At 35.4% G+C, this 19,016-nt stretch carries 19 protein-coding genes and 1 pseudogene; 16 read left to right on the top strand and 4 right to left on the bottom strand.

Features of this window, described 5'->3' with window-relative positions; genetic code table 11:
• Window positions 1-439 precede the first annotated feature (439 nt).
• The 8 genes from ACFX4G_RS23780 (at window position 440) to ACFX4G_RS23745 (ending at window position 8,548) form a co-directional block, all read left to right on the top strand.
• Window positions 440-1,708 (top strand): glycosyltransferase, encoded by a 1,269-nt coding sequence (locus ACFX4G_RS23780; RefSeq protein WP_377577398.1) that lies wholly within the window; start codon window positions 440-442, stop codon window positions 1,706-1,708.
• Between the two features lie 212 nt (window positions 1,709-1,920).
• Entirely contained in the window at window positions 1,921-2,961 is a 1,041-nt protein-coding gene (locus ACFX4G_RS23775) for an FUSC family protein (protein ID WP_377577395.1), read from the top strand.
• A gap of 348 nt (window positions 2,962-3,309) precedes the next feature.
• The gene (locus ACFX4G_RS23770; RefSeq protein WP_013084346.1) at window positions 3,310-3,708 is read left to right on the top strand and encodes a DoxX family protein; all 399 of its coding nucleotides are present in this window, start codon (window positions 3,310-3,312) and stop codon (window positions 3,706-3,708) included.
• Window positions 3,709-3,849: 141 nt separating this feature from the next.
• Complete coding sequence (locus ACFX4G_RS23765) at window positions 3,850-4,788, top strand: ring-cleaving dioxygenase (protein ID WP_377577392.1); 939 nt, start codon at window positions 3,850-3,852, stop codon at window positions 4,786-4,788.
• A 155-nt stretch (window positions 4,789-4,943) separates the two neighbouring features.
• Window positions 4,944-5,510, top strand: a complete 567-nt coding sequence (locus ACFX4G_RS23760) for an NADPH-dependent FMN reductase (RefSeq protein ID WP_377577389.1) — start codon at window positions 4,944-4,946, stop codon at window positions 5,508-5,510.
• 174 nt (window positions 5,511-5,684) lie between these two features.
• The gene (ycaC, locus tag ACFX4G_RS23755) at window positions 5,685-6,329 is read left to right on the top strand and encodes an isochorismate family cysteine hydrolase YcaC (protein ID WP_025753100.1); all 645 of its coding nucleotides are present in this window, start codon (window positions 5,685-5,687) and stop codon (window positions 6,327-6,329) included.
• A 254-nt stretch (window positions 6,330-6,583) separates the two neighbouring features.
• Window positions 6,584-7,675, top strand: coding sequence for a low temperature requirement protein A (locus ACFX4G_RS23750; protein WP_377577386.1), 1,092 nt, complete (start codon window positions 6,584-6,586; stop codon window positions 7,673-7,675).
• 36 nt (window positions 7,676-7,711) lie between these two features.
• On the top strand, window positions 7,712-8,548 hold the full coding sequence (locus ACFX4G_RS23745) for an alpha/beta fold hydrolase (protein WP_377577383.1): 837 nt from the start codon (window positions 7,712-7,714) through the stop codon (window positions 8,546-8,548).
• Between the two features lie 353 nt (window positions 8,549-8,901).
• Here the strand turns inward: ACFX4G_RS23745 and ACFX4G_RS23740 are convergent, their stop codons facing one another.
• Together ACFX4G_RS23740 and ACFX4G_RS23735 are read right to left on the bottom strand one after the other, a co-directional pair.
• A complete protein-coding gene (locus tag ACFX4G_RS23740; protein ID WP_043980926.1) occupies window positions 8,902-9,519 on the bottom strand; it encodes a methanogen output domain 1-containing protein in 618 nt (205 codons plus the stop codon).
• A 303-nt stretch (window positions 9,520-9,822) separates the two neighbouring features.
• The gene (locus tag ACFX4G_RS23735) at window positions 9,823-10,722 is read right to left on the bottom strand and encodes an alpha/beta hydrolase family protein (protein WP_377577380.1); all 900 of its coding nucleotides are present in this window, start codon (window positions 10,720-10,722) and stop codon (window positions 9,823-9,825) included.
• 210 nt (window positions 10,723-10,932) lie between these two features.
• On the opposite strand from ACFX4G_RS23735, the gene ACFX4G_RS23730 reads away from it, so the two are divergent.
• The 4 genes from ACFX4G_RS23730 (at window position 10,933) to ACFX4G_RS23715 (ending at window position 13,904) form a co-directional block, all read left to right on the top strand.
• Entirely contained in the window at window positions 10,933-11,715 is a 783-nt protein-coding gene (locus tag ACFX4G_RS23730; RefSeq protein WP_377577377.1) for a GNAT family N-acetyltransferase, read from the top strand.
• A 250-nt stretch (window positions 11,716-11,965) separates the two neighbouring features.
• Window positions 11,966-12,397 carry a terpene synthase gene (locus tag ACFX4G_RS23725; RefSeq protein ID WP_098332779.1) on the top strand — a complete coding sequence of 144 codons (432 nt, stop codon included), beginning with the start codon at window positions 11,966-11,968 and terminating at the stop codon, window positions 12,395-12,397.
• Between the two features lie 323 nt (window positions 12,398-12,720).
• A complete protein-coding gene (locus tag ACFX4G_RS23720) occupies window positions 12,721-13,257 on the top strand; it encodes an SF0329 family protein (protein WP_097823034.1) in 537 nt (178 codons plus the stop codon).
• 20 nt (window positions 13,258-13,277) lie between these two features.
• Window positions 13,278-13,904 carry a hypothetical protein gene (locus ACFX4G_RS23715; protein ID WP_237074262.1) on the top strand — a complete coding sequence of 209 codons (627 nt, stop codon included), beginning with the start codon at window positions 13,278-13,280 and terminating at the stop codon, window positions 13,902-13,904.
• A gap of 112 nt (window positions 13,905-14,016) precedes the next feature.
• Here the strand turns inward: ACFX4G_RS23715 and ACFX4G_RS23710 are convergent.
• Window positions 14,017-14,798: pseudogene (locus ACFX4G_RS23710) on the bottom strand (LysR family transcriptional regulator).
• A gap of 106 nt (window positions 14,799-14,904) precedes the next feature.
• Between ACFX4G_RS23710 and ACFX4G_RS23705 the strand changes: the two are divergent.
• A complete protein-coding gene (locus ACFX4G_RS23705) occupies window positions 14,905-15,315 on the top strand; it encodes a tautomerase family protein (RefSeq protein ID WP_097823031.1) in 411 nt (136 codons plus the stop codon).
• Between the two features lies 1 nt (window position 15,316).
• On the top strand, window positions 15,317-15,628 hold the full coding sequence (locus tag ACFX4G_RS23700) for a carboxymuconolactone decarboxylase family protein (RefSeq protein ID WP_377577372.1): 312 nt from the start codon (window positions 15,317-15,319) through the stop codon (window positions 15,626-15,628).
• Window positions 15,629-16,036: 408 nt separating this feature from the next.
• Here the strand turns inward: ACFX4G_RS23700 and ACFX4G_RS23695 are convergent, their stop codons facing one another.
• Entirely contained in the window at window positions 16,037-16,444 is a 408-nt protein-coding gene (locus tag ACFX4G_RS23695) for a hypothetical protein (protein ID WP_377577369.1), read from the bottom strand.
• A gap of 703 nt (window positions 16,445-17,147) precedes the next feature.
• On the opposite strand from ACFX4G_RS23695, the gene ACFX4G_RS23690 reads away from it, so the two are divergent.
• Window positions 17,148-17,357 carry a hypothetical protein gene (locus ACFX4G_RS23690; protein WP_043980934.1) on the top strand — a complete coding sequence of 70 codons (210 nt, stop codon included), beginning with the start codon at window positions 17,148-17,150 and terminating at the stop codon, window positions 17,355-17,357.
• A 443-nt stretch (window positions 17,358-17,800) separates the two neighbouring features.
• Complete coding sequence (locus ACFX4G_RS23685; protein WP_377577366.1) at window positions 17,801-18,964, top strand: DUF418 domain-containing protein; 1,164 nt, start codon at window positions 17,801-17,803, stop codon at window positions 18,962-18,964.
• Window positions 18,965-19,016: the final 52 nt, after the last annotated feature.

Genomic DNA, 19,016 nt, shown 5'->3' with positions numbered 1-19,016 from the left:
ATAGACTAAGCCTGGAATAAATGTCTTTTAAAACAGAAATAAGTTTTTCTTTTTTTGCGATCTATATTCTCTTTTTCATAACGCCCCAATCTTAATTGATATATAAATTATGATAAAAAGAAGACATGAGAATATAAAGACTCTGTTTCAAAATTTTATCCAGTATAAGTTGGCTATAGCAATCAAACTAAAAACTATAAATCTTGCAATTTTTAAAGGGTGAGTAATTTTATATTCAACAAAGGGGTTAATCTGCCTTATTACCTATGCAAAGATTAAATTATCTGTGAATGCAAGAACTATCGCAAATCGTAAGACATTATCATTTAACTTAACGAAATCAAAAATTAAATAAATAAGAAAAATTCATACATAAGCTAAAATATAGTTGCAGCAAAACACAAAAATTAAGTTATTATTTATTGTGGGGGTGAAATTTATGAAAGTAGCAATTTTAACGTTAGGCAGTAGAGGAGATGTACAGCCTTATATTGCACTTGCTCGAGAAATGATTAAGAATGGGCATGAAGTAGTTATTTGTACAGGTGCGACGTTTCAACGTTTTATTGAAGAAAATAGGGTTTCTTTTCATCCCGCTTCTACTGATTTGATGGCAATAATGGAGAGCGAGGAAGGAAGAGATATACTTAATGGTAAAAGGTTTTCACCTTTTAAGATAATGAAGTTTTTAAAAGAAAAAATTGCTCCATCCTACAGAAAAAGTATGGATGATTTTTATCAGGCTTCCCAAGGAGCAGATCTAATCATTTATCATCCTAAGGCTCTTGGTGCGGTTGATATTGCTGTGTACTATCATATTCCTTGCATTTGCTTACCGCCCGTTCCAATTATGTACCCAATTACAGAGTTCCCAAATTTCTCTTTATCGTCAAAAAAAAGCTTTGGCTCTACATTAAATAAATTATCCTACAAGCTAATAAAATTCAGTGAATACCCTTTTATGAAAGAAATTAACGATTTTAGAGAAAAAACGTTAAAATTCCCAAAGAGAAAAGCCGGACTTTACACATATGACGTAAACGGTGCACCTATTCCTATACTTTATTCGATTAGTCCTTTTCTTTTCAAAGAAGTAGAGAGTTGGAAAGGTTCTGTATTTCTACCAGGGTTTTTCTTTTTAGATGTAGAGGAAGAGGTGCTACCCAATCAAATAGAAAACTTTCTAGAAAAAGGAAAGAAGCCTATTGTAGTATCATTTAGTTCTATGCCTTTAAAGAGTCCATCAATTTTTAAACAAAAGTTGGTTCAGGCATTAGAGGAGACGGACAATCGCGCAATAGTGTTAACAGGAACAAGCGGTATGAAGTTTAATCAACAAGAGAATATACTCGCCGTTGACCAAGCACCCCATAGACTTTTATTTAAACGTGCTAAAGGCATTATTCATCATGGAGGTGTTGGAACAATGTCTGAAGCTTTACTGAGTGGCGTACCACAAATTATCGTTCCGTTTACAGTGGATCAACCGTTTTGGGCAAATCTCCTCTATAAAAAAGGGTATTCACTAAAGCCGTTACAAGAAAAAAATCTCCAGGTATTCGAATTGGTTCAGGCGTTAGAACAAGTAGAAAATAAAGAGTATATTGAAAACGCTCAACAAATAAAAAGCATCATTCAATCGGAAAATGGTGTATACCAAGCGGTGAAACATATAGAAAGCGTAGTACATAAATTGCGGGATAAATAGATGGGTTGAAGGATAGCTAAACAGCAAGTATGTGTTTTAAGAGAAGGGTCTTATCCAATCAACTCTTATATATGAAAACGGCTTTGTTTGTAATAAAGTTACGTTCTCCAGTCATACGTTCTCCAGTCAATAGTAAGTAACGGCAGGAAGTGACTGTAAGTTGGCTTACATACATAGGTGTAGAAGAGCACTTTTTAAATAAAGGAGTTTTTATGGATATAAATAAGGGAAAGCAAAAGCTCGAACTAATAAAAGGATTAATACTTATAGCCAAAATATCTATAGCTTCGGGTGTATCGTGGGAACTGGCAAAAATGTTAGGCTCTAAACATCCTTATTTGGCGCCTTTAACCGTGATTCTTTCTATTCAAGAAACCATCCAGCATTCTGCTGTGTATGCTTTTTATCGAATTATCGGCACTCTTTTTGGAATTGCTGCTACGATTTTTATCATTAAACATTTAGAAGTAAACGGGTGGACAATAGGATTATTATTAACAATGGGAATGGTGCTTCCTGTTGTACTAAGGCTACATAAGACGATCATTCATCAAATTGCTCTTACCATTTTATTAGTTTTTGTATTCGTTCATAAAACAAATTATTATGTCTCTGATCGAATAAGAGACACGATCATAGGAGCTCTTGTCGCTATTATAATCCATATCATAATTGTTCCTCCAAATTACGTAAAAGAAGCTCGCAGAACCTTGACCCAATTTGGAATAGACCTTGGACAATTATTTAAAAAGGCGGCTTATTGGGTAAACAATAACTGCGAATTCGTTGAGGGAGAAAATTTAATAGATGATACAACTAACCTGCTTCAGGAACTTCATCAGGTTGAAAAGGAATTCGAAAAAGCAGAGAAGAGTTTAAGGTTGAACCCATTTGGCAGAAATAAAAAGCAGCAGTTAAAACAAAACGAACAATTCCTTTTTCAACTGAAGCATGGCTACATCTATATTTCAGGTGTGCTCACTACATTTAATGACTGGTCCGAAACGAATTCTCTACCCACAGTTGATCGGCAAAAATGGGCTGTTCAACTACAAGTATTAGGAGAATACGTCACAAAACAAGCTAATCAAAACTTAGAAAATGGGGCTATAAACAAATCATCTCTGGATTTACTGGATCTGTCTTCAATTCCTTTACAAATCCGTATCCCACCTGAATTAGAGTCCCACCGACATCAATTAAGTCTATATAATGATACGCTTAAATTAATTGATAAATTAGGAACAAAATGATACTAATTCAAGTGATGTAGATATCCCTTTTATAAATGGGGTGATAACTGCAGTATCTGCTTATTGAACGATACATGCATAGTAGAAGAGGAAAAGAAGTTACCAAGGGGTGACTTCTTTTTTTATTCAATAAATAATACAATTTAGCTTTTATATTTTCCGTTCCCGTGCTCATATCCATATAAAATCATGAATATGTTTTTAATACGTCGTTAAGCGTTTCAGCTAACTACAAAAAAATATAAAAATTTATGTTGACAGGGGAACCATATGATTTTATAATTATCCTTAATTAAAGATATTTTAATTCGAGATTTTAAAGTGATGAAAAAATAGGAGGAATAAAAAATGGTGAGCATTGGTTTATTGTTAATACGTTTAGTTATTGGATTATCTTTTATGGCACATGGAACTCAGAAATTATTTGGATGGTTTGGCGGCCACGGCTTAAAAGGAACGGGTGGCTGGTTTGAATCCATCGGAATGAAGCCAGGTGTTAGAATGGCGTTAATGGCTGGATTATCCGAGCTAGTAGGCGGAGCTTTATTTGCTGCAGGACTTCTTACACCGCTAGGAGCGCTTTTGATTGCCGGAACAATGGTCATGGCGATTGTGAAAGTACACGGTCCGAATGGATACTGGGCAACACAAAATGGGTATGAATATAACCTTACGCTTTTAGTTGTAGCAATCGGTGTAGCAATTGCAGGACCAGGTTATTATGCACTAGATACGTTTATTTTCTAAAAGAGAAAATGGGTTGAATAAGAAAGACGCTTTTATTTTTTGACCAATATCTCGAATTCGAGATATTTATGATAAATAGTTGTAATTTTAAGAGGGATAACGAAACATATGACGAAAAATGTATCGAAGGAGATGGTAGTAATGAGTAAAAAAGCAGCGGGTATTCATCATATCACGGCGATTGTAGGTCATCCTCAAGAAAATGTTGATTTCTATGCGGGCGTGTTAGGATTACGCTTGGTCAAACAAACGGTAAACTTTGATGATCCAGGAACTTATCATCTTTACTTTGGGAATGAAGGGGGAAAACCTGGAACGATTATTACATTCTTCCCGTGGGCAAATGCACGACAAGGAAAAATAGGTGACGGGCAAGTTGGCGTAACTTCCTATGTGGTGCCAAAAGGTGCGATGGACTTTTGGGAACAGCGATTAGCTAAGTTTGGGGTTCCAGCTACAAAGATGGAGCGATTTGGAGAACAGTATTTAGAGTTTGACGACCCTCATGGTTTACATCTAGAGATTGTGGAAAGAGAAAAAGGAGAAAAGAATACGTGGCAAGTCGGTGAAATTAAACCTGAAGTGGCTATTAAAGGATTCGGAGGGGCTACGTTATTATCTGTTAAGCCTCATGAAACAGCTCAGTTATTAGAAAGCGTAATGGGTCTACAAAAAGTAGGGCAAGAAGGAGATTTTATACGTTTTCAATCATCAGCTGACATTGGAAATGTGATTGATTTAAAATTAACAACCATTGGACGCGGGCAAATGGGCGTTGGAACGGTTCACCATATTGCATGGCGAGCAAAAGATGATGAAGATCAATTAGAATGGCAGAAATACGTAGCCGACAGCGGATACGGAGTAACGGCTGTTCGAGATCGAAATTACTTTAATGCGATTTATTTTAAGGAGCACGGAGAAATTCTATTTGAAATTGCAACAGATCCTCCAGGCTTTGCTCATGATGAGTCACTTGAAACAATGGGAGAAAAACTCATGCTGCCTGAACAGTACGAAACCCATCGAGATCAAATTGAAAGAGCTTTGATTCCTTTTGAAGTGAGAGAATTAGACTAAATTTTACTAAAAGAATTCTTTTAGTAATAGTAAAACGCTAGTTCAATCCCGAATTAGGTATAAAGAAGGAATTAATTTATCTATATATAAAACTAATATCTATATTTGAAACACCGTGGTAATATGAAATTAATTCCAAGTAAGGAGGTGAATAGATGACGAAAACTATTGGTCTTATTTGTGGAAGCTTACGAAAGAATTCGTATAACCGAATGATTGCTGAGTCATTGACTACATTAGATGACTCAGCTCAATATCGCTGGATTGAAATAAGCAGCCTGCCTTTTTTTAATGAAGATTTAGAAGCTGACGGATCACCAGAATCTGTCGCATCCTTTAGAGCTGCGATTCAAGATGTTGACGGCGTTATTATAGTTAGTCCAGAGTACAATTCAGGAATTCCCGGAGTGTTAAAAAATGCCTTGGACTGGGCATCAAGACCTCGGACCTCTTCTGTTTTAAACAGAAAACCAGTTGGCCTAATTGGAGCAACTCCAGGAGGCTTCGGTACGGCTTTTGCTCAAATGCAAACGAGAGAAGTACTGGAAGCTATGCAAGTCAACGTTTTACCATTTCAAAAAATGCTGATTTCGCAAGTTCATGAAAAAATTGATGCTCAACAAAAAGTACTAACCGATGAATCAACAAAACGTTATCTTCAGCGCTACCTACAGCAGTTCATTCATTGGGTTGATCAAGCGCCTGTTCCTGTTCTAGATTAAGAGAAAGAACACACCTCACGAACCTTCACCTCAGAAATAGCTTTTCTTTCTATACATGTTTTACCTAACAGATCATAAATGAAATCCAAAAAACCGTTCAAATTATAGACCGCTTGTAAGGAATGGAAGAGGTACATGTATCCTTACTTGCCTTAATTTAAGGAGGATTATAAAATGTCTGATCTTTACTCTCGCCTTTCAAAAGATGATGCTGCCGTGCTTTTAGTTGACCACCAAACGGGGCTTATTTCTGGCCTTGTACGTGACTATGGTGTTGATGAATTTAAAAACAACGTATTAGCTCTTGGTGATACGGCTAAATTCTTTGATTTACCGGTTATTTTAACAACTAGCTTTGAAAATGGACCCAACGGCCCGCTCATGCAAGAACTCGTTGATCTGTTTCCTAATGCGCCAAAAATAGCTCGTCCTGGACAAATTAACGCGTGGGACAACGAAGAGTTTGTTAAAGCCATTAAAGCGACCGGGAAAAAACAGCTAATTATCGCCGGTGTAGTGACAGATGTCTGCGTTGCTTTTCCTGCACTTTCTGCCATTAAAGCAGGCTACGAAGTGTTTGTTGTGACGGATGCTTCCGGAACGTTTAATAAGCAAGTCGCAGATGCAGCATTAACTCGTATGGCTCACGGGGGCGCACAGCTTATGAACTGGTTTAGCGTAGCGTGCGAGCTGCAGCGTGACTGGCGCAACGACGTTGAAGGTTTTGGCAATTTAATTTCTAGTCATCTTCCTGGTTATCAAAACTTAATGGGCAGCTATAGAGGAGCTCAGCGCGATTTCAGCAAGCAGAGTGTCTAATAACATAGCATGAGCATGCTAAAGGTCGTTCTCTTTACATATAAGACATGAAAGTAGAATGGCATCTGTGGATCATTTATGTGACGGAGAAAACGTAACGACATAAAAGTAATTGTTAGATAGGTGAGCCGACTGATGAACAGCTGGCTCACCTATCTTTTACTACGCTACCTGTCATGAAATATGCGTCTCTTGTATATAAAATAAAGTATATTAACGACAGCTTGATAGATGATAGGAAGGGATGCGGAGTAGTGGAAGAAAAAAAAGTTACGTGGCTGGAGCTTTTTTATGATTTGTTATTTGTGGCAGCCGTTGCGACTGCTACGCATGTTTTGCTTCACGTTGAACAAGGGTATATTCATGGAGAGTATTTGTTAAAGTTTGTACTGATCTTTATTCCGATATGGTGGGCGTGGACGGGACAAACGATGTTTATCAATCGATTTGGACAAGATTTTTTGCACCAGCGCATCTTTATGATTCTTCAAATGCTGTTTGTTCTTATCATGATCTCAAGCTTGTCCATAGATTTTGATCAATATTACGTGTCTTTTTTGATTGGCTATATCGGGCTAAGAGCGTTAACCTCGATTCAATATCTTATTGTCCAAAAATTTGAACAGAGTGAGAGAAAAAAAGTTGCTGTGTTTTTAGGAACATGCTTTGGAATTGGGATTGTTATCTCGCTTCTGTCGCTCTTTTTTGATTCATGGGTCCGCTACGCCGTGTTATATACAGGAATTGCAGTGGACATGATTTTACCTATTTTAGGACATAAGCGACTGGCGAAATTACCGACCAACACGGCTCATTTGTTAGAACGCTTTGCGTTACTAACATTAATTTTGTTTGGAGAATCCGTTGTCAGCATTCTTGCTGTGATACAGCCACAAAAAGGGGACTGGAATACCATTTTATTTTCGGTTATTTCATTTGTCCTGATCATCGCCATGTGGTGGCAGTACTTTGAGAACGTAGAAAAGAAAGTGAACAAGTCTATTCAAAGAGCCGGACAAACGATTATTTACGGACATTTACTTATCCTCATGTCTCTAAGCATGATTGCAGCATCGATTAAGCTCATGTTTTTACATGAAGTTCAGTACACATTCAGCTTATATTTTGTATTCGGATCCGTGCTGCTTTACTTCATGGCAACCACTCTTGTTTTTCACCAGTATAGATTCGAAGAACATCGTTTGAAAGTGTATCATTTAGGCTTGTTTTTAGGGATTTTAGCTGTGTTTTTTATTATTAACTTACTTTTAGTCGTCCCGAACACCCTCATCATAGGAGAGTTAGCCATCTTTTTTATTATCTACGCTAGGTTTACGACCACTTAACCAAATAAAGAACGACTATATACTGGAGGTAGCGAAATGGCAAAAATTAATTTAGGAACAGAAAATGAAGCACCTATTGAACTATACTACGAGGATCACGGGACAGGAAAGCCGGTTGTCTTAATTCACGGCTGGCCGCTAAGCGGACGGTCTTGGGAATATCAAGTTCCGGCTCTTGTTGAGGCTGGATACAGAGTTATAACGTATGACCGCCGAGGGTTCGGAAAGTCTTCTCAGCCATGGGACGGCTACGATTATGAAACATTTGCTGCTGATTTACATCAGCTGCTAGAACATTTGGATTTAACAAATGTGACACTAGTCGGGTTTTCAATGGGCGGCGGAGAAGTAGCTCGTTATGTAGGAACTTACGGAACAGATAGAGTAGAAAAAGCTGTATTTGCAGGAGCTGTACCACCATTTCTTTATAAGTCAGAAGATCATCCTGAAGGAGCATTAGATGATGCAGGAATCCAAGAATTTGAAAACGGCGTAAAAAATGATCGCTTAGCTTTCCTTGATGATTTTACAAAAACATTTTTTGGGGTTGAAGACGGAAATGACTTAGTCAGCGAACCATTTCGACTTTACAACCGCGATATTGCAGCCGCCGCATCGCCTAAAGGGACGCTAGACTGTATAGCTGCTTTCAGCAAAACGGATTTCAGAGACGATCTAGCCAAGTTTACAATACCTACTCTTATTATTCACGGTGATGCAGACGAAATTGTTCCATTCGAATATAGCGGAAAGCGAACGCATGAAGCCATTTCTGGTTCCAAGTTAGCTTTAATAAAAGGCGGTCCACACGGCTTAAATGCCACGCATGCACACGAATTTAACGAAGCGCTGCTGTCATTTTTAAAAGACTAAATATAAATGATTATTTTGTAAGTGAAAATCTGACGTATGAATAGGAAAAGCGAAAAGAAGTTGCCGGAGGGCGCTTCTTTTTTATCAGTTCATGCAATTAACAAAGGCATTCTGATCGCTCCAAGGATTCTTTAGGGTGACGCATCTGATTCTTAAGCATAAGATTACAAATAAAGTCCCTAAATAGCTATAATAACTTTTACTTTATTTTTTCTGCTTACCATAATAACTAAAATGATTGATGAAAACAAAGAGCAAACCTTTAATTAAAGGCTGCTCTTTGTTTTATACATCTTGTTTTGCTTCTGTAACTAGAACAAAATGTCTTAATAGTTAAGTGTGGTAATACAATGCTATTTACGTAATTCTTCTAATTCCGCAAGAAGGGTTTCAATCATTTCATCGCTTCTTCGAAGTTCTTGATTAAGCATATGAATCGTTTCCTCTTCCCAATTGAAAGGGTTACCATAAGAAGGGGTAATAGGAAGATCTTCATACACATCTCCATTTTCTTCACTGTGCTTTGTAAAATATATAGCAACTTCACACATTGGATGACCAAGAGCAATACGCTGACGCAAGCTCACTTTTCCATAGCCAAATTTACGAGCTGCAATTCCTCCAAACACACTAGACGTCATCTTACATAAATGAGGAGCATCCTGTACGACGTCACCAAATGGACATTGAGTAGCGCTTACAACCACATGGTCTGGATAAACGGACACAATTTCAAAGTGACCTCCAATTGAATTTTTAAGGTCAATTATAACTTCTGCATATTCTTCTACCGTCCACTTTTCATGCTTATCGCTATAAAAGTCTTCCATCCATTCTCCAGTACGAATACCAATTTGTTTAATATATTCTTCAGCTACGGGACCTACCGTTTTTTCATGAATCATTGCGTACTGTGTAATAAGTTTAGACAAAAATACATGTCCGCTTAGCTGACCTTTTTTTAAAGCCATATTGTAAATCCCCCTTTTGTTTTGTAAAAGAGCAAAAGTATCAATTCAATAGGCAGCACTTTTTCTATATCTCTTTATTTCTTAATTATTACAGATTAATAAGATCGCGTGTTATGTTTTTTGAATTTAAAAATATTTTTTTCTAAATACTGGCTTCTTTTTAAAAAGAAAGAAGGAGACTAGCATCATGGACCTTATAGGAAATAAAAATCCCTTAGAAGCTCATCAGTTTCTAAGAGATTTTAACTGCTCTTTCTAGATATAATTGCTTCAAAAGAAAAGGTGGTACAACTCACTAATCTGTTAAAAAGGACGTAATAAAAAGTTCAATATAGTGTTTTGAAGGTCCTCATGAAACTCCTTGCGATTAAAGCCTGCCGGGTCCTGAGAAGGGGGGAAAGAAGGAGATTTCATAAAGTCGGGAAATGGGCTGAGAAATGAAAAATGCCCTCCGTTTTTTACAGCTATATGCTGAACTTTTTCCGAATCAGAAACCCCATTTAACACAAATTCCCCGTGAAAAGAAGGAGTAATCGTATCTTTTTCGCCTGTAATCATTAAAATAGGTATATTCACGTCTTCAAGAGCGCCTTTTTCCCTGAACCATCCGGCGGCTGGCGCTAAAAGAATAAGTGATTGAACCCGCTTATCATGAGTAATAGATAAACAATAAGGCTTTTGATCAGGAGATTCAGAAGGAAAAGAAGTGGGAACTCCACCTGCTACAGCAAGAGCCGTATATCCTCCCATTGAATGGCCAATAAGAGAAATATTATTTGATTTAATGGATGGAGAAAAGGAACTTTCTTTTAAAAACCAATCAATTACAGTACGTATATGGATAGGCCGATTTTTTAGGTTATCTATTGTTCCAGATAGCGTATTATCCTCTCGATTATTAAAGAGATGCTGCGGTATCCCTACAATAAAACCATTACGTGCTAAAAACTGAGCAATGGTTCGATAAGCAAGAGGCGTGCTTCCATCTCCATGAGAAATAATGACTAAAGGAAATGATCCATTTGAAAGCGGAGCATCTTGCGCAGCGCTTATCGTGTAAGGTCCTATCTTTTCAACTTGTTCTTCTTTATATGTAGGATACATAATAAGGAGAGGCAAGGCGTGTTCATTTGCTTGATCTTCTATATCTACGAATTGACATCCGGCATAAAATGACTGTCTTTCAAGTTTTCTTATTTGCACTTATATACTCCTCCTTGCTTTTAACAATCTTTATTATAACAAACTTCTATATGAAATTTTTTTGAGTTAGCTCTCTTGAAAAAGAGTAATTAACCTTTATTTTAATTATTCGTCGGGCTGTTTTTGTATCGATAAAGCACATTATGATAACTAAATTTATGCATGCACTTATATAATGAAGACAGTGATATTTATTAAGGGGGAAATCAAATGCATTGTTTAGAACCAAAAGATTATTACAAGATAAATAACATGTTAGAAGCGTCATTTAAGACTCCTACATTTGCTTTTTCTGTCGTTAATCATGTTATTCCAGGAGCTGTGTACGTAAATGATATGATGAGTCCATCATCAGGATTTCTTAGAATACGTGCAGGTGACTATTATGTATTTGGACAAGGGAATGACGAGGTATTTAATAACTTTCTCTATCGTTATTTTGTTGAGAACGTGTATGATAAGGAGAAACGGTTTACGGTTTTTACTCCATCCACTGACTGGGAAACTGTTTTTGACGAAACTTTCAAAACGTATGTAAAGAAAATGAAACGTTCTAAGTATAGGTTTCTTCCTTCAAAAGTGCATTCTACGTACAGCTTGTCCAATCCCTATGAGTTACAAGATTTTAACGCTGATTCTTTAAGGAAAAGTGAGAATTTCAATGAATCATATATAGTGGAGTACTGGGGATCAGAGAGTAATTTTCTGAAAAACGGATTAGGAGTTTGTCTAATCCATAGAGAAAAGATTATCGCTGAATGTGTGTCCATTTTTCATAGTGGAACCATAGCTGAAATTGATATTGTGACTAACCCTAACTATAGAGGACAAGGTTTAGGAAAGATAGTGGGCCAGGCGTTTATAAATAAATGTTTGGAAAAGAACGTTATGCCTGCTTGGGATTGCGATAATCACAATAAAGCCTCGAAAGCACTAGCCAATAAACTTGGGTTTTCGAATGAAGAGGATTACGCTTTATATATATTAAAATAAAAAGAGAATGAGACATAAATAAATCAATACAATCTACAGACGAACGAATGGAATGCATGAGCGAATGGCTTGTTACACCGCGGTTGATTTCCGTGCAAGACGTTGCTTTCCGCAGGCGGCCGATAAGCCTTGCCCTCTAATTACCAGCACACAAGATGATTTTACTGTAAACTGAATCCTATGCTCGTTAGGTTTAACAGTATCTACTTTATTAAAATATCCTGAATTCTTATTTGGGTAGGAGGACCTTATGATATCGTTTAATAGAATTATAAAATTGCGGGATTTGGAAATTTTTCGAGTGTCAAAAAACGGAACAATCTTTTCTTATGTAGTTATTGAAGACACGAGAAAGCCATTTACAGAAGAAGATAAAAAGCTAGATCCATTATGTTATATGGAGGAAGAAGATATTAACGCGATTTTAAATGTGTTTAGGATTTCATTAATCAATGATGAAAAATTAAGTGAAGAAGAGTCACTTTTTCTAAAATCGTTCTTTTCAGATTTTGTTAATAATACAAATTTAACGAATTTTATTATTACGGAATACATTCAAGAAGATTTGTATGATCATGACGTCAATATAAAATTTTTCAATAAAATTTTAAAGGATATAGGTTCAAATTATATTATTGAAGAATTTGATGAAATGAACTGGATTTATTTATCTCAAGATTAAAATATAACGATGGGTACTATATACAAAGCTAATTTACATAAATACTTTTCTGGAAACTCAATTACATTTATTAATTTAAAAATATTCAAAAAAACGCCATTATAGTGTAAAATTACACTATAATGGCGTTTTTTCTTAATGGAAGGAGAAAGAAATGAATAAAAAGAGCATCTGAACGAATAGTTAGATGCTCTTTTTATTGTCTAGAACGATGAAGTATGTTCTATATATGAAGAAAAACAATTTGAACTAGGCATATTTTGTATAATATGTTTCTAGAAGCGAAATCGTATAATTTTAGGGAATAGGAGTACAAAAATAGCATGAAGTGGACGAAAGTAAAGAAAAATATGGAGAATTTATTCTGTGATAAGTTGAAGTATAGATTGAGTATTCATTTCACTAAATATAACGTTTCTCTTGGAGAACAGGCACGTATTTGGATTACTCTAGATAAGAAGGAAATTTTTAATGCTTCTTCAGCAGAATATTTAATGGAACATGATAAACTTTGGGAGGAAGTGAAGAGAAAAACAAGCAAACCCTTTCCAGAGTGTTTATTTGAATGTTTCCCGGAATTCATTGGGAAGGTAAATGATATGGACTACACTGCAAGTATTCTAGAACATAGAGGTGTTTTTAACGTTGATCATGTTTATAACGCCTTCATCCAGTATCCTCAGCTATCCATTGATCGAGCATTAAATTCTGGGAACGTTATTTCTCAAGCTCTTGCATTAGTAGATAGAAGGTTAGGGAAAAGGACGCTGGAAGCTTTAAAGTACAATTCGGACGTGCACCCTTTAATTATGCAAGTTTATGAACTAAGATGTAAGGTTGAAAATATCAAGCCCAGTTAGTAAAAGAAGGAGGCTATACTGTGAAGGCCACAAATTTCTTTATTAAAGATATCAAAGAATTTCAATCCGCTAATAAAAATCTAAAAAATATCTTCAACACAAATAAGGAATTGCCCCATCAAGTATTTAACCAAAGGTGTGATTATTACTTATTTGAAGAGTTCTACTGGGGCATGTGTGAGGAGTTTTGGCCTACTGTACAATATTTAACAAAAATCTTTAGTGAAAAGGAAGTTACAGTTGCGGTTTTAGATCCACATCCCACAAATTATTTTTATAAAGAGTTTGGCTATTTTAATTACTTGAAGCTTCCTGCTTCTTTATCAAGTGAAGAGTATAGGACTGTCCTAGAAATTGGACCGGAGGACTACCCTGCGGATGCTCCATACTATCATTCAGAAAAAATTGTATGGTTTTCTTCTTCTAAGAAGTGGGCGATATGGGGAGAGCGGAGCTTAGATATATGTGTCATAGGTTTTAATGAATCTGTTTTGTTAGACCATTTAATGAAATCACCATCTAAATGGTCGTATTTAAATGAAGATGTTGAAGATTTAATTGGCTTAAACTTTAGAAATATGAAGCTTCCTCAAGATTTTAAAGACAGCTTATCAAAAAACTATGCTCATGATAGAGATAGTGGATGAGTATTATATTAATCTGTAAAAGGGATCAAACTCTTTATAACTATAAAAAATCCTTTGCTTCCAGAGCAGAGGGTTTTTTTAGGTGAATACGTTATTCTACGTAAGTGTTGATCTACGATAACGAAGATTTAATTACCTCTACAACATTCTTTTTTGTCTGACTCAAATAGGTTCTTTTTTCAACAGACATTAATAATCCTATAGGCATCTCAGGGTCAAACCCTTGTACTTTAAACGGGATATTAGTTGGTTTTAAACTAGTACCACTAGGGATAATTCCTACTGCATATTCAAACATCATTTCTGGAATGAGGTGCAGGGCACTGCAGTTGTAGACTTGTTTAAAGGCTAAATTATTCTCGGATAAAAAGTGGTTGACGGATTGATAGTAATAGCAGCTATTTTCTCCTATTAAAATGGGATAGTGAATAATATCAGCTATTTCAACTGATTTTTGCTGTAGCAGCGGATGGTTAGGCGTATTAACGATAAATTCAATTTGTTCTTTACCAAGCGGAGTAAAAGTTACGCCCGAAAGGTTTGTGTTCTGTCCGCAAACAGCAAAGTCTAGTTTATCTTGACGTAATAGTTCTGATAAAAGTGCCGTGTTTCCAATGGTGAAATCGCAGTGTATGTAAGGTTTTTCGTCATTTAAATAGCTTAATATAGCTGGCATCAACCTTTGAGCAATCGATTCTGATAAGCCTATTTTGATTGTTCCTTTTTCCTCTTTGCTTCCCAGCCTCGTTCAAATAAAAGAAATCCAAGATCTTTTTCTAACTTTTTAATATGAGCAGTGACGGTAGATTGAGCGTAATTCAATTTTTTTGCTGCAAGTGAAAACGTTCCTTCTGCCACAATTGTTTTAAACGTCGTTAATTCTTTAATTTCCACTTCCTAACCCCATCTCTATCGGTTTTTTCGATAATTATTAGACATGTTTTCAATTATACAAATGAAGAGTGTGGAAGTACACTGAATATAGAAAGGAAGATGATCGATGCCATTTGTTAACGTTTATTATCCAGAATGTCAATTAAACGATAAGGAATTAAAAAAAGTAAGCAATTGTATTCATCAGTCTTTAATCCAACATTTTCACATTCCAAAAGACGATTATTTTCAACTATTTTTACCATATCCACCTCAGCATTTTTTCTATGACTTACAGTATCTCTTAGAAAATGGGGGAAAAAGGACAGATCAAATGATTTATATCTCCATTACATGTGGGCAGGGGAGAACGATTCAGCAGAAAAAGAAGCTGTATCAATCTATTGCTGAGGAACTTTCCACTCACTTGAATATTTCTACAAATAATATTTTTATTACATTAAACGAGACACCCCTTGAAAACTGGTCATTTGGGCAAGGAATCGCACAAATGGTGAATCCAAAGGAGGGAAAATAGAATGAATAATCGCATTGAGTCTAAGCTGATGGAAGAAATGAGAGATCTTGCTCCTGACTTTGTGAAATATGGAGAAAATATTTTATTTGGAGAAGTGTGGAGAGACCCGACTTTAACCTCAAAAGAAAGAAGTTTAAGTACACTTTCCGCTTTAATCAGTATTGGCAACACCGAACAAATGCCTTTTCATCTGCAGTTGGCAAAAAAGAATGGAGTGACTGAAAAAGAAATTATTGCACTAATAACCCATATGGCTTTTTACGTTGGGTGGCCAAAGGCATCTGCGGCACTAAATTTAATAGCGAGACGATAATAATAATAAACATGTGTGAAAACGAGGTAGTGTTTGAAACCTCTGGTGACCTAGAGGTTAAAGAGGCTGCTTCCTAGAATTTTTGCTAGGACAACAAAAAAAAGAGGTAGGGAATTATTATTTTCTTTTAGAAAATTTATTAAATATAATTAATATTAATAAAGATGCTGTCAAACAAATCAACCATTCTTCTTTTTCTCGATATTTGTCATACAAATTTCATTTTTCATCTTCACACGCAGAAAAGTTTGTGATACAATTCACATGTGAAGATATCCATAAGGATCTAACACACTCTTGAATGTAAAGTAGAAAAAGCTATTTCACTCCGATGCCAATACGATTGAAATAGCTTTTTTTGCGTTCATATTATAAATGCCAAAAAATTGTTAGCATAATAAGGAAAGTTTATTTTTCGATTCTAACTAATGTTTTTTCAGGCATTTCAATAGCATCTATATCAAAGTAATGGATGTTTAAAGTTAGTTCTCCTTTTCGCTTTTCAGCTTCTTCTCCTATCCAACAACTATACAATTCAAAAAAATCACCTGATTTAAGATAGTGATGCATCAATTGACACAGTGCAAGTAGTTTCTCTTTTGATTCTTTCAGTCTGCTTTTATTCATATATTCCGTAATTTCAATTCCCCAGTCACTTGACACTTCATAAACATAAGAAGTAGTAAAATGATGTTTTTTTATGCTTAATCGATGCATTTCATCTGAAAAGCATCTTCCAATAGTAACTATATCATCCAGTTCGTCATTAATAGGTGGTAATTCTGCATTCGAACCTATATAGGTGGCTAAACTCATTTGTATTCACTCCTTTTTCCTTCTGAATAATCTATTACATTTCATAGAATGAACCTAATAAAAACCTACATAGTATGATCAAAAAGGTTTTTCCTTAAATTTTATTATAGATGATCAGGTTTTATTCGAGCTTGACTATTATTCTATTTAATATAAAGGGTAAAATTCTAATTTTTATAAAAAGAAAATTAAGAAAAACGTAAGATTTAAGTAAGAGAAAAGAAAATTTCATTTTATACAATAACAATATAAATTGAAAAGGGGAAAATAGCAGTATTTTTTCAGATATCTACGACTTGTTTGACGAGATTGAAATGTATAGTATACCTGTTGACAAAGAAGATGGATTTTGGGCGTTCTATAAAACTTCCGCACAGGAAATATAGGAAGGTGAAACAAAAGCCATTGTAGAATGGTTTGTAGAGTGTCGAAATAAGGCAGACGGAAAGGGTAGTACGTTATCTACCTATTTTAGTTTTCATGATTATGATACATGCTATGATTTGCAAAATGATAAGTGGATTACGGATGGAGATAAATGGGAGGGTTAAACTCTAGCATTTGTTCACTCTTATGTACGGTCATTTAATAAGAGGTAGAGCAGCAAGGAATAGATCTTGATGATATGCTTTATACAGAGATGAGGCATCAGCTTTTTTATATGAGAAGGCTGCCAATAACAATTATAAAAGGAGGGACGTAAATGAAATTTGATGTAGCTGAATTAGTTGAAGCAAAACGTCAAATTGATTCAACTTTACATAAACTCAGACAGACAGTAAAAACGTTTGAAGGTAAAGAAAACGCTGATAGATATAAATCTCAAATCACCTTAGCTAAAAGACGGATACAAGCATTCGAAATTTCAGTGGCTCTTATTGAAAGGGAGATAAACGAACTTTCTAAAAGCTAGATGCTAGCTTTCAGAAAGTGTGTATTCAACGACGTTATTTACCTTATGAATTACAAAACGTCGGAAAACGCTATATCACAGTAACAGCATTTTAATTCATCTTCAATTGTCGCTTAGAGTGGAATATTTTTAAAAAAGAAACCTTGAAAATACGAGGGTTTCTTTTTTTGTAATTAGTACTCTGCAGACGCGAGTATACCTTTTGGCTAAACTTGTTTCCAAAGCGGGCAGTCTTTGCACTTCTCAAAACGTATCCACGCTTTCTTTATCTCACTAAAAATAATTCATTCATTTATTTAAAATATTTAAAAATAAGGGTTGAAGGTGACGCAACGTAATCTAATATAGTTGAACTATGACATACCAAGAAGGAGAGTAACAAAAATAAACAATCCTTTTTAGGAACGGTATTAGAGTAAATGTAACGGATGGAGAGATGAGAAGTGAAGAATAAAGAACGAATTCGCTCTTTAGATATATTAAGAGGATTAGCGATTCTGGGAACACTAGGAACGAACATTTGGCTGTTTGCCTATCTGGGAGATATAAATTATATATTTACTTTTACCCATAACAAATGGTGGTTATCAGGAGATGATTTTTTAAGAATCCTTTTTCTATCCTTAATTAACGGGAAATTACTTGGGCTCTTAGCTATTATGTTTGGTGTTGGTTTAGAACTGAAATATCAGCAATCAAAACGATTAAATCAGACTTGGCCGGGAAGGTACATATGGCTGTCTTTAATCTTATTAACGGAAGGGCTTTTGCACTTTATTTTTGTCTTAGAGTACGACATTTTAATGTCTTATGCAGTAACTGCCATTGTCGTATCGTTTATCGTGAAAATGCGGAAGACGCTGATACGAATAACAATAATTAGTGCAGCAGCGATTCATCTTTTCTTTATAGTACTTGTGTTCTTAGGTGTGCTAACTAACTCAATAGGAGATGAGCTAGTTGCTGTCCCAAAAGAAGTGGTGAACCTTTATCAACATGGATCGTGGATGAATCAAATTCAGTATCGACTTTTTCATTTTTGGGAGCTGCGCACAGAAGCAATTTTCGTCATTCCATTTAATATATGCATGTTTTTAATTGGTGCTTTACTAGTGAGAATAGGAGCTTTTGACCATAATTCCAATGGTATTAATATCAGAAAGAGGATGATGAAGGCGGGACTTTTAGTTGGGCTACCTCTAAACCTATTATTATTTGTTCCTGGAGGATACTTTGATTTTCCAGTGAGGTATGTATTTGCCCCTATTTTATCGCTTGGATACATGGGAGCCATTAGTTTCCTAATTGAAAAATTTCAGGACTTTTCATTATGGAGCGTTTTAGAAAAAGTAGGTAAGATGTCTTTAAGTTGCTATGTGTTACAGAATGTTTTAAGCTCAATTTTATTTTATGGATGGGGCCTTGGGTGGGGTGGACACCCTCGTTCATTCTTCGTCATTTTTGTTTGGATACTAATCTGTTTGTTTCAAATGTTATTTGCTACTTTGTGGCTTCATTATTTTAAAATGGGTCCTATGGAATCAGCGCGCAAACGCTTAGCCAGTTTAGTTATAAAGAAAAATATAAAGAAAGATCTTAAATTGTAAGTCAGCTTCTTTTTGATGAATATAAAACATGTTATAAGAAGCAAAACTTTCA

This window comes from Priestia sp. YIM B13486, from assembly GCF_042787865.1.
In the GTDB taxonomy this organism is placed as follows: Bacteria; Bacillota; Bacilli; order Bacillales; family Bacillaceae_H; genus Priestia; species Priestia megaterium.
Note: the sequence above shows the minus strand (reverse complement) of the source record. Positions and strands in the feature narration are given on the sequence as shown.

Coding starts and splice junctions, on each gene's coding strand:
- ACFX4G_RS23780 (WP_377577398.1), top strand. CDS start 440: ATGAAAGTAGCAATTTTAACGTTAGGCAGTAGAGGAGATGTACAGCCT.
- ACFX4G_RS23775 (WP_377577395.1), top strand. CDS start 1,921: ATGGATATAAATAAGGGAAAGCAAAAGCTCGAACTAATAAAAGGATTA.
- ACFX4G_RS23770 (WP_013084346.1), top strand. CDS start 3,310: ATGGTGAGCATTGGTTTATTGTTAATACGTTTAGTTATTGGATTATCT.
- ACFX4G_RS23765 (WP_377577392.1), top strand. CDS start 3,850: ATGAGTAAAAAAGCAGCGGGTATTCATCATATCACGGCGATTGTAGGT.
- ACFX4G_RS23760 (WP_377577389.1), top strand. CDS start 4,944: ATGACGAAAACTATTGGTCTTATTTGTGGAAGCTTACGAAAGAATTCG.
- ycaC (WP_025753100.1), top strand. CDS start 5,685: ATGTCTGATCTTTACTCTCGCCTTTCAAAAGATGATGCTGCCGTGCTT.
- ACFX4G_RS23745 (WP_377577383.1), top strand. CDS start 7,712: ATGGCAAAAATTAATTTAGGAACAGAAAATGAAGCACCTATTGAACTA.
- ACFX4G_RS23740 (WP_043980926.1), bottom strand. CDS start 9,519: ATGGCTTTAAAAAAAGGTCAGCTAAGCGGACATGTATTTTTGTCTAAA.
- ACFX4G_RS23730 (WP_377577377.1), top strand. CDS start 10,933: ATGCATTGTTTAGAACCAAAAGATTATTACAAGATAAATAACATGTTA.
- ACFX4G_RS23725 (WP_098332779.1), top strand. CDS start 11,966: ATGATATCGTTTAATAGAATTATAAAATTGCGGGATTTGGAAATTTTT.
- ACFX4G_RS23720 (WP_097823034.1), top strand. CDS start 12,721: ATGAAGTGGACGAAAGTAAAGAAAAATATGGAGAATTTATTCTGTGAT.
- ACFX4G_RS23705 (WP_097823031.1), top strand. CDS start 14,905: ATGCCATTTGTTAACGTTTATTATCCAGAATGTCAATTAAACGATAAG.
- ACFX4G_RS23700 (WP_377577372.1), top strand. CDS start 15,317: ATGAATAATCGCATTGAGTCTAAGCTGATGGAAGAAATGAGAGATCTT.
- ACFX4G_RS23695 (WP_377577369.1), bottom strand. CDS start 16,444: ATGAGTTTAGCCACCTATATAGGTTCGAATGCAGAATTACCACCTATT.
- ACFX4G_RS23690 (WP_043980934.1), top strand. CDS start 17,148: ATGAAATTTGATGTAGCTGAATTAGTTGAAGCAAAACGTCAAATTGAT.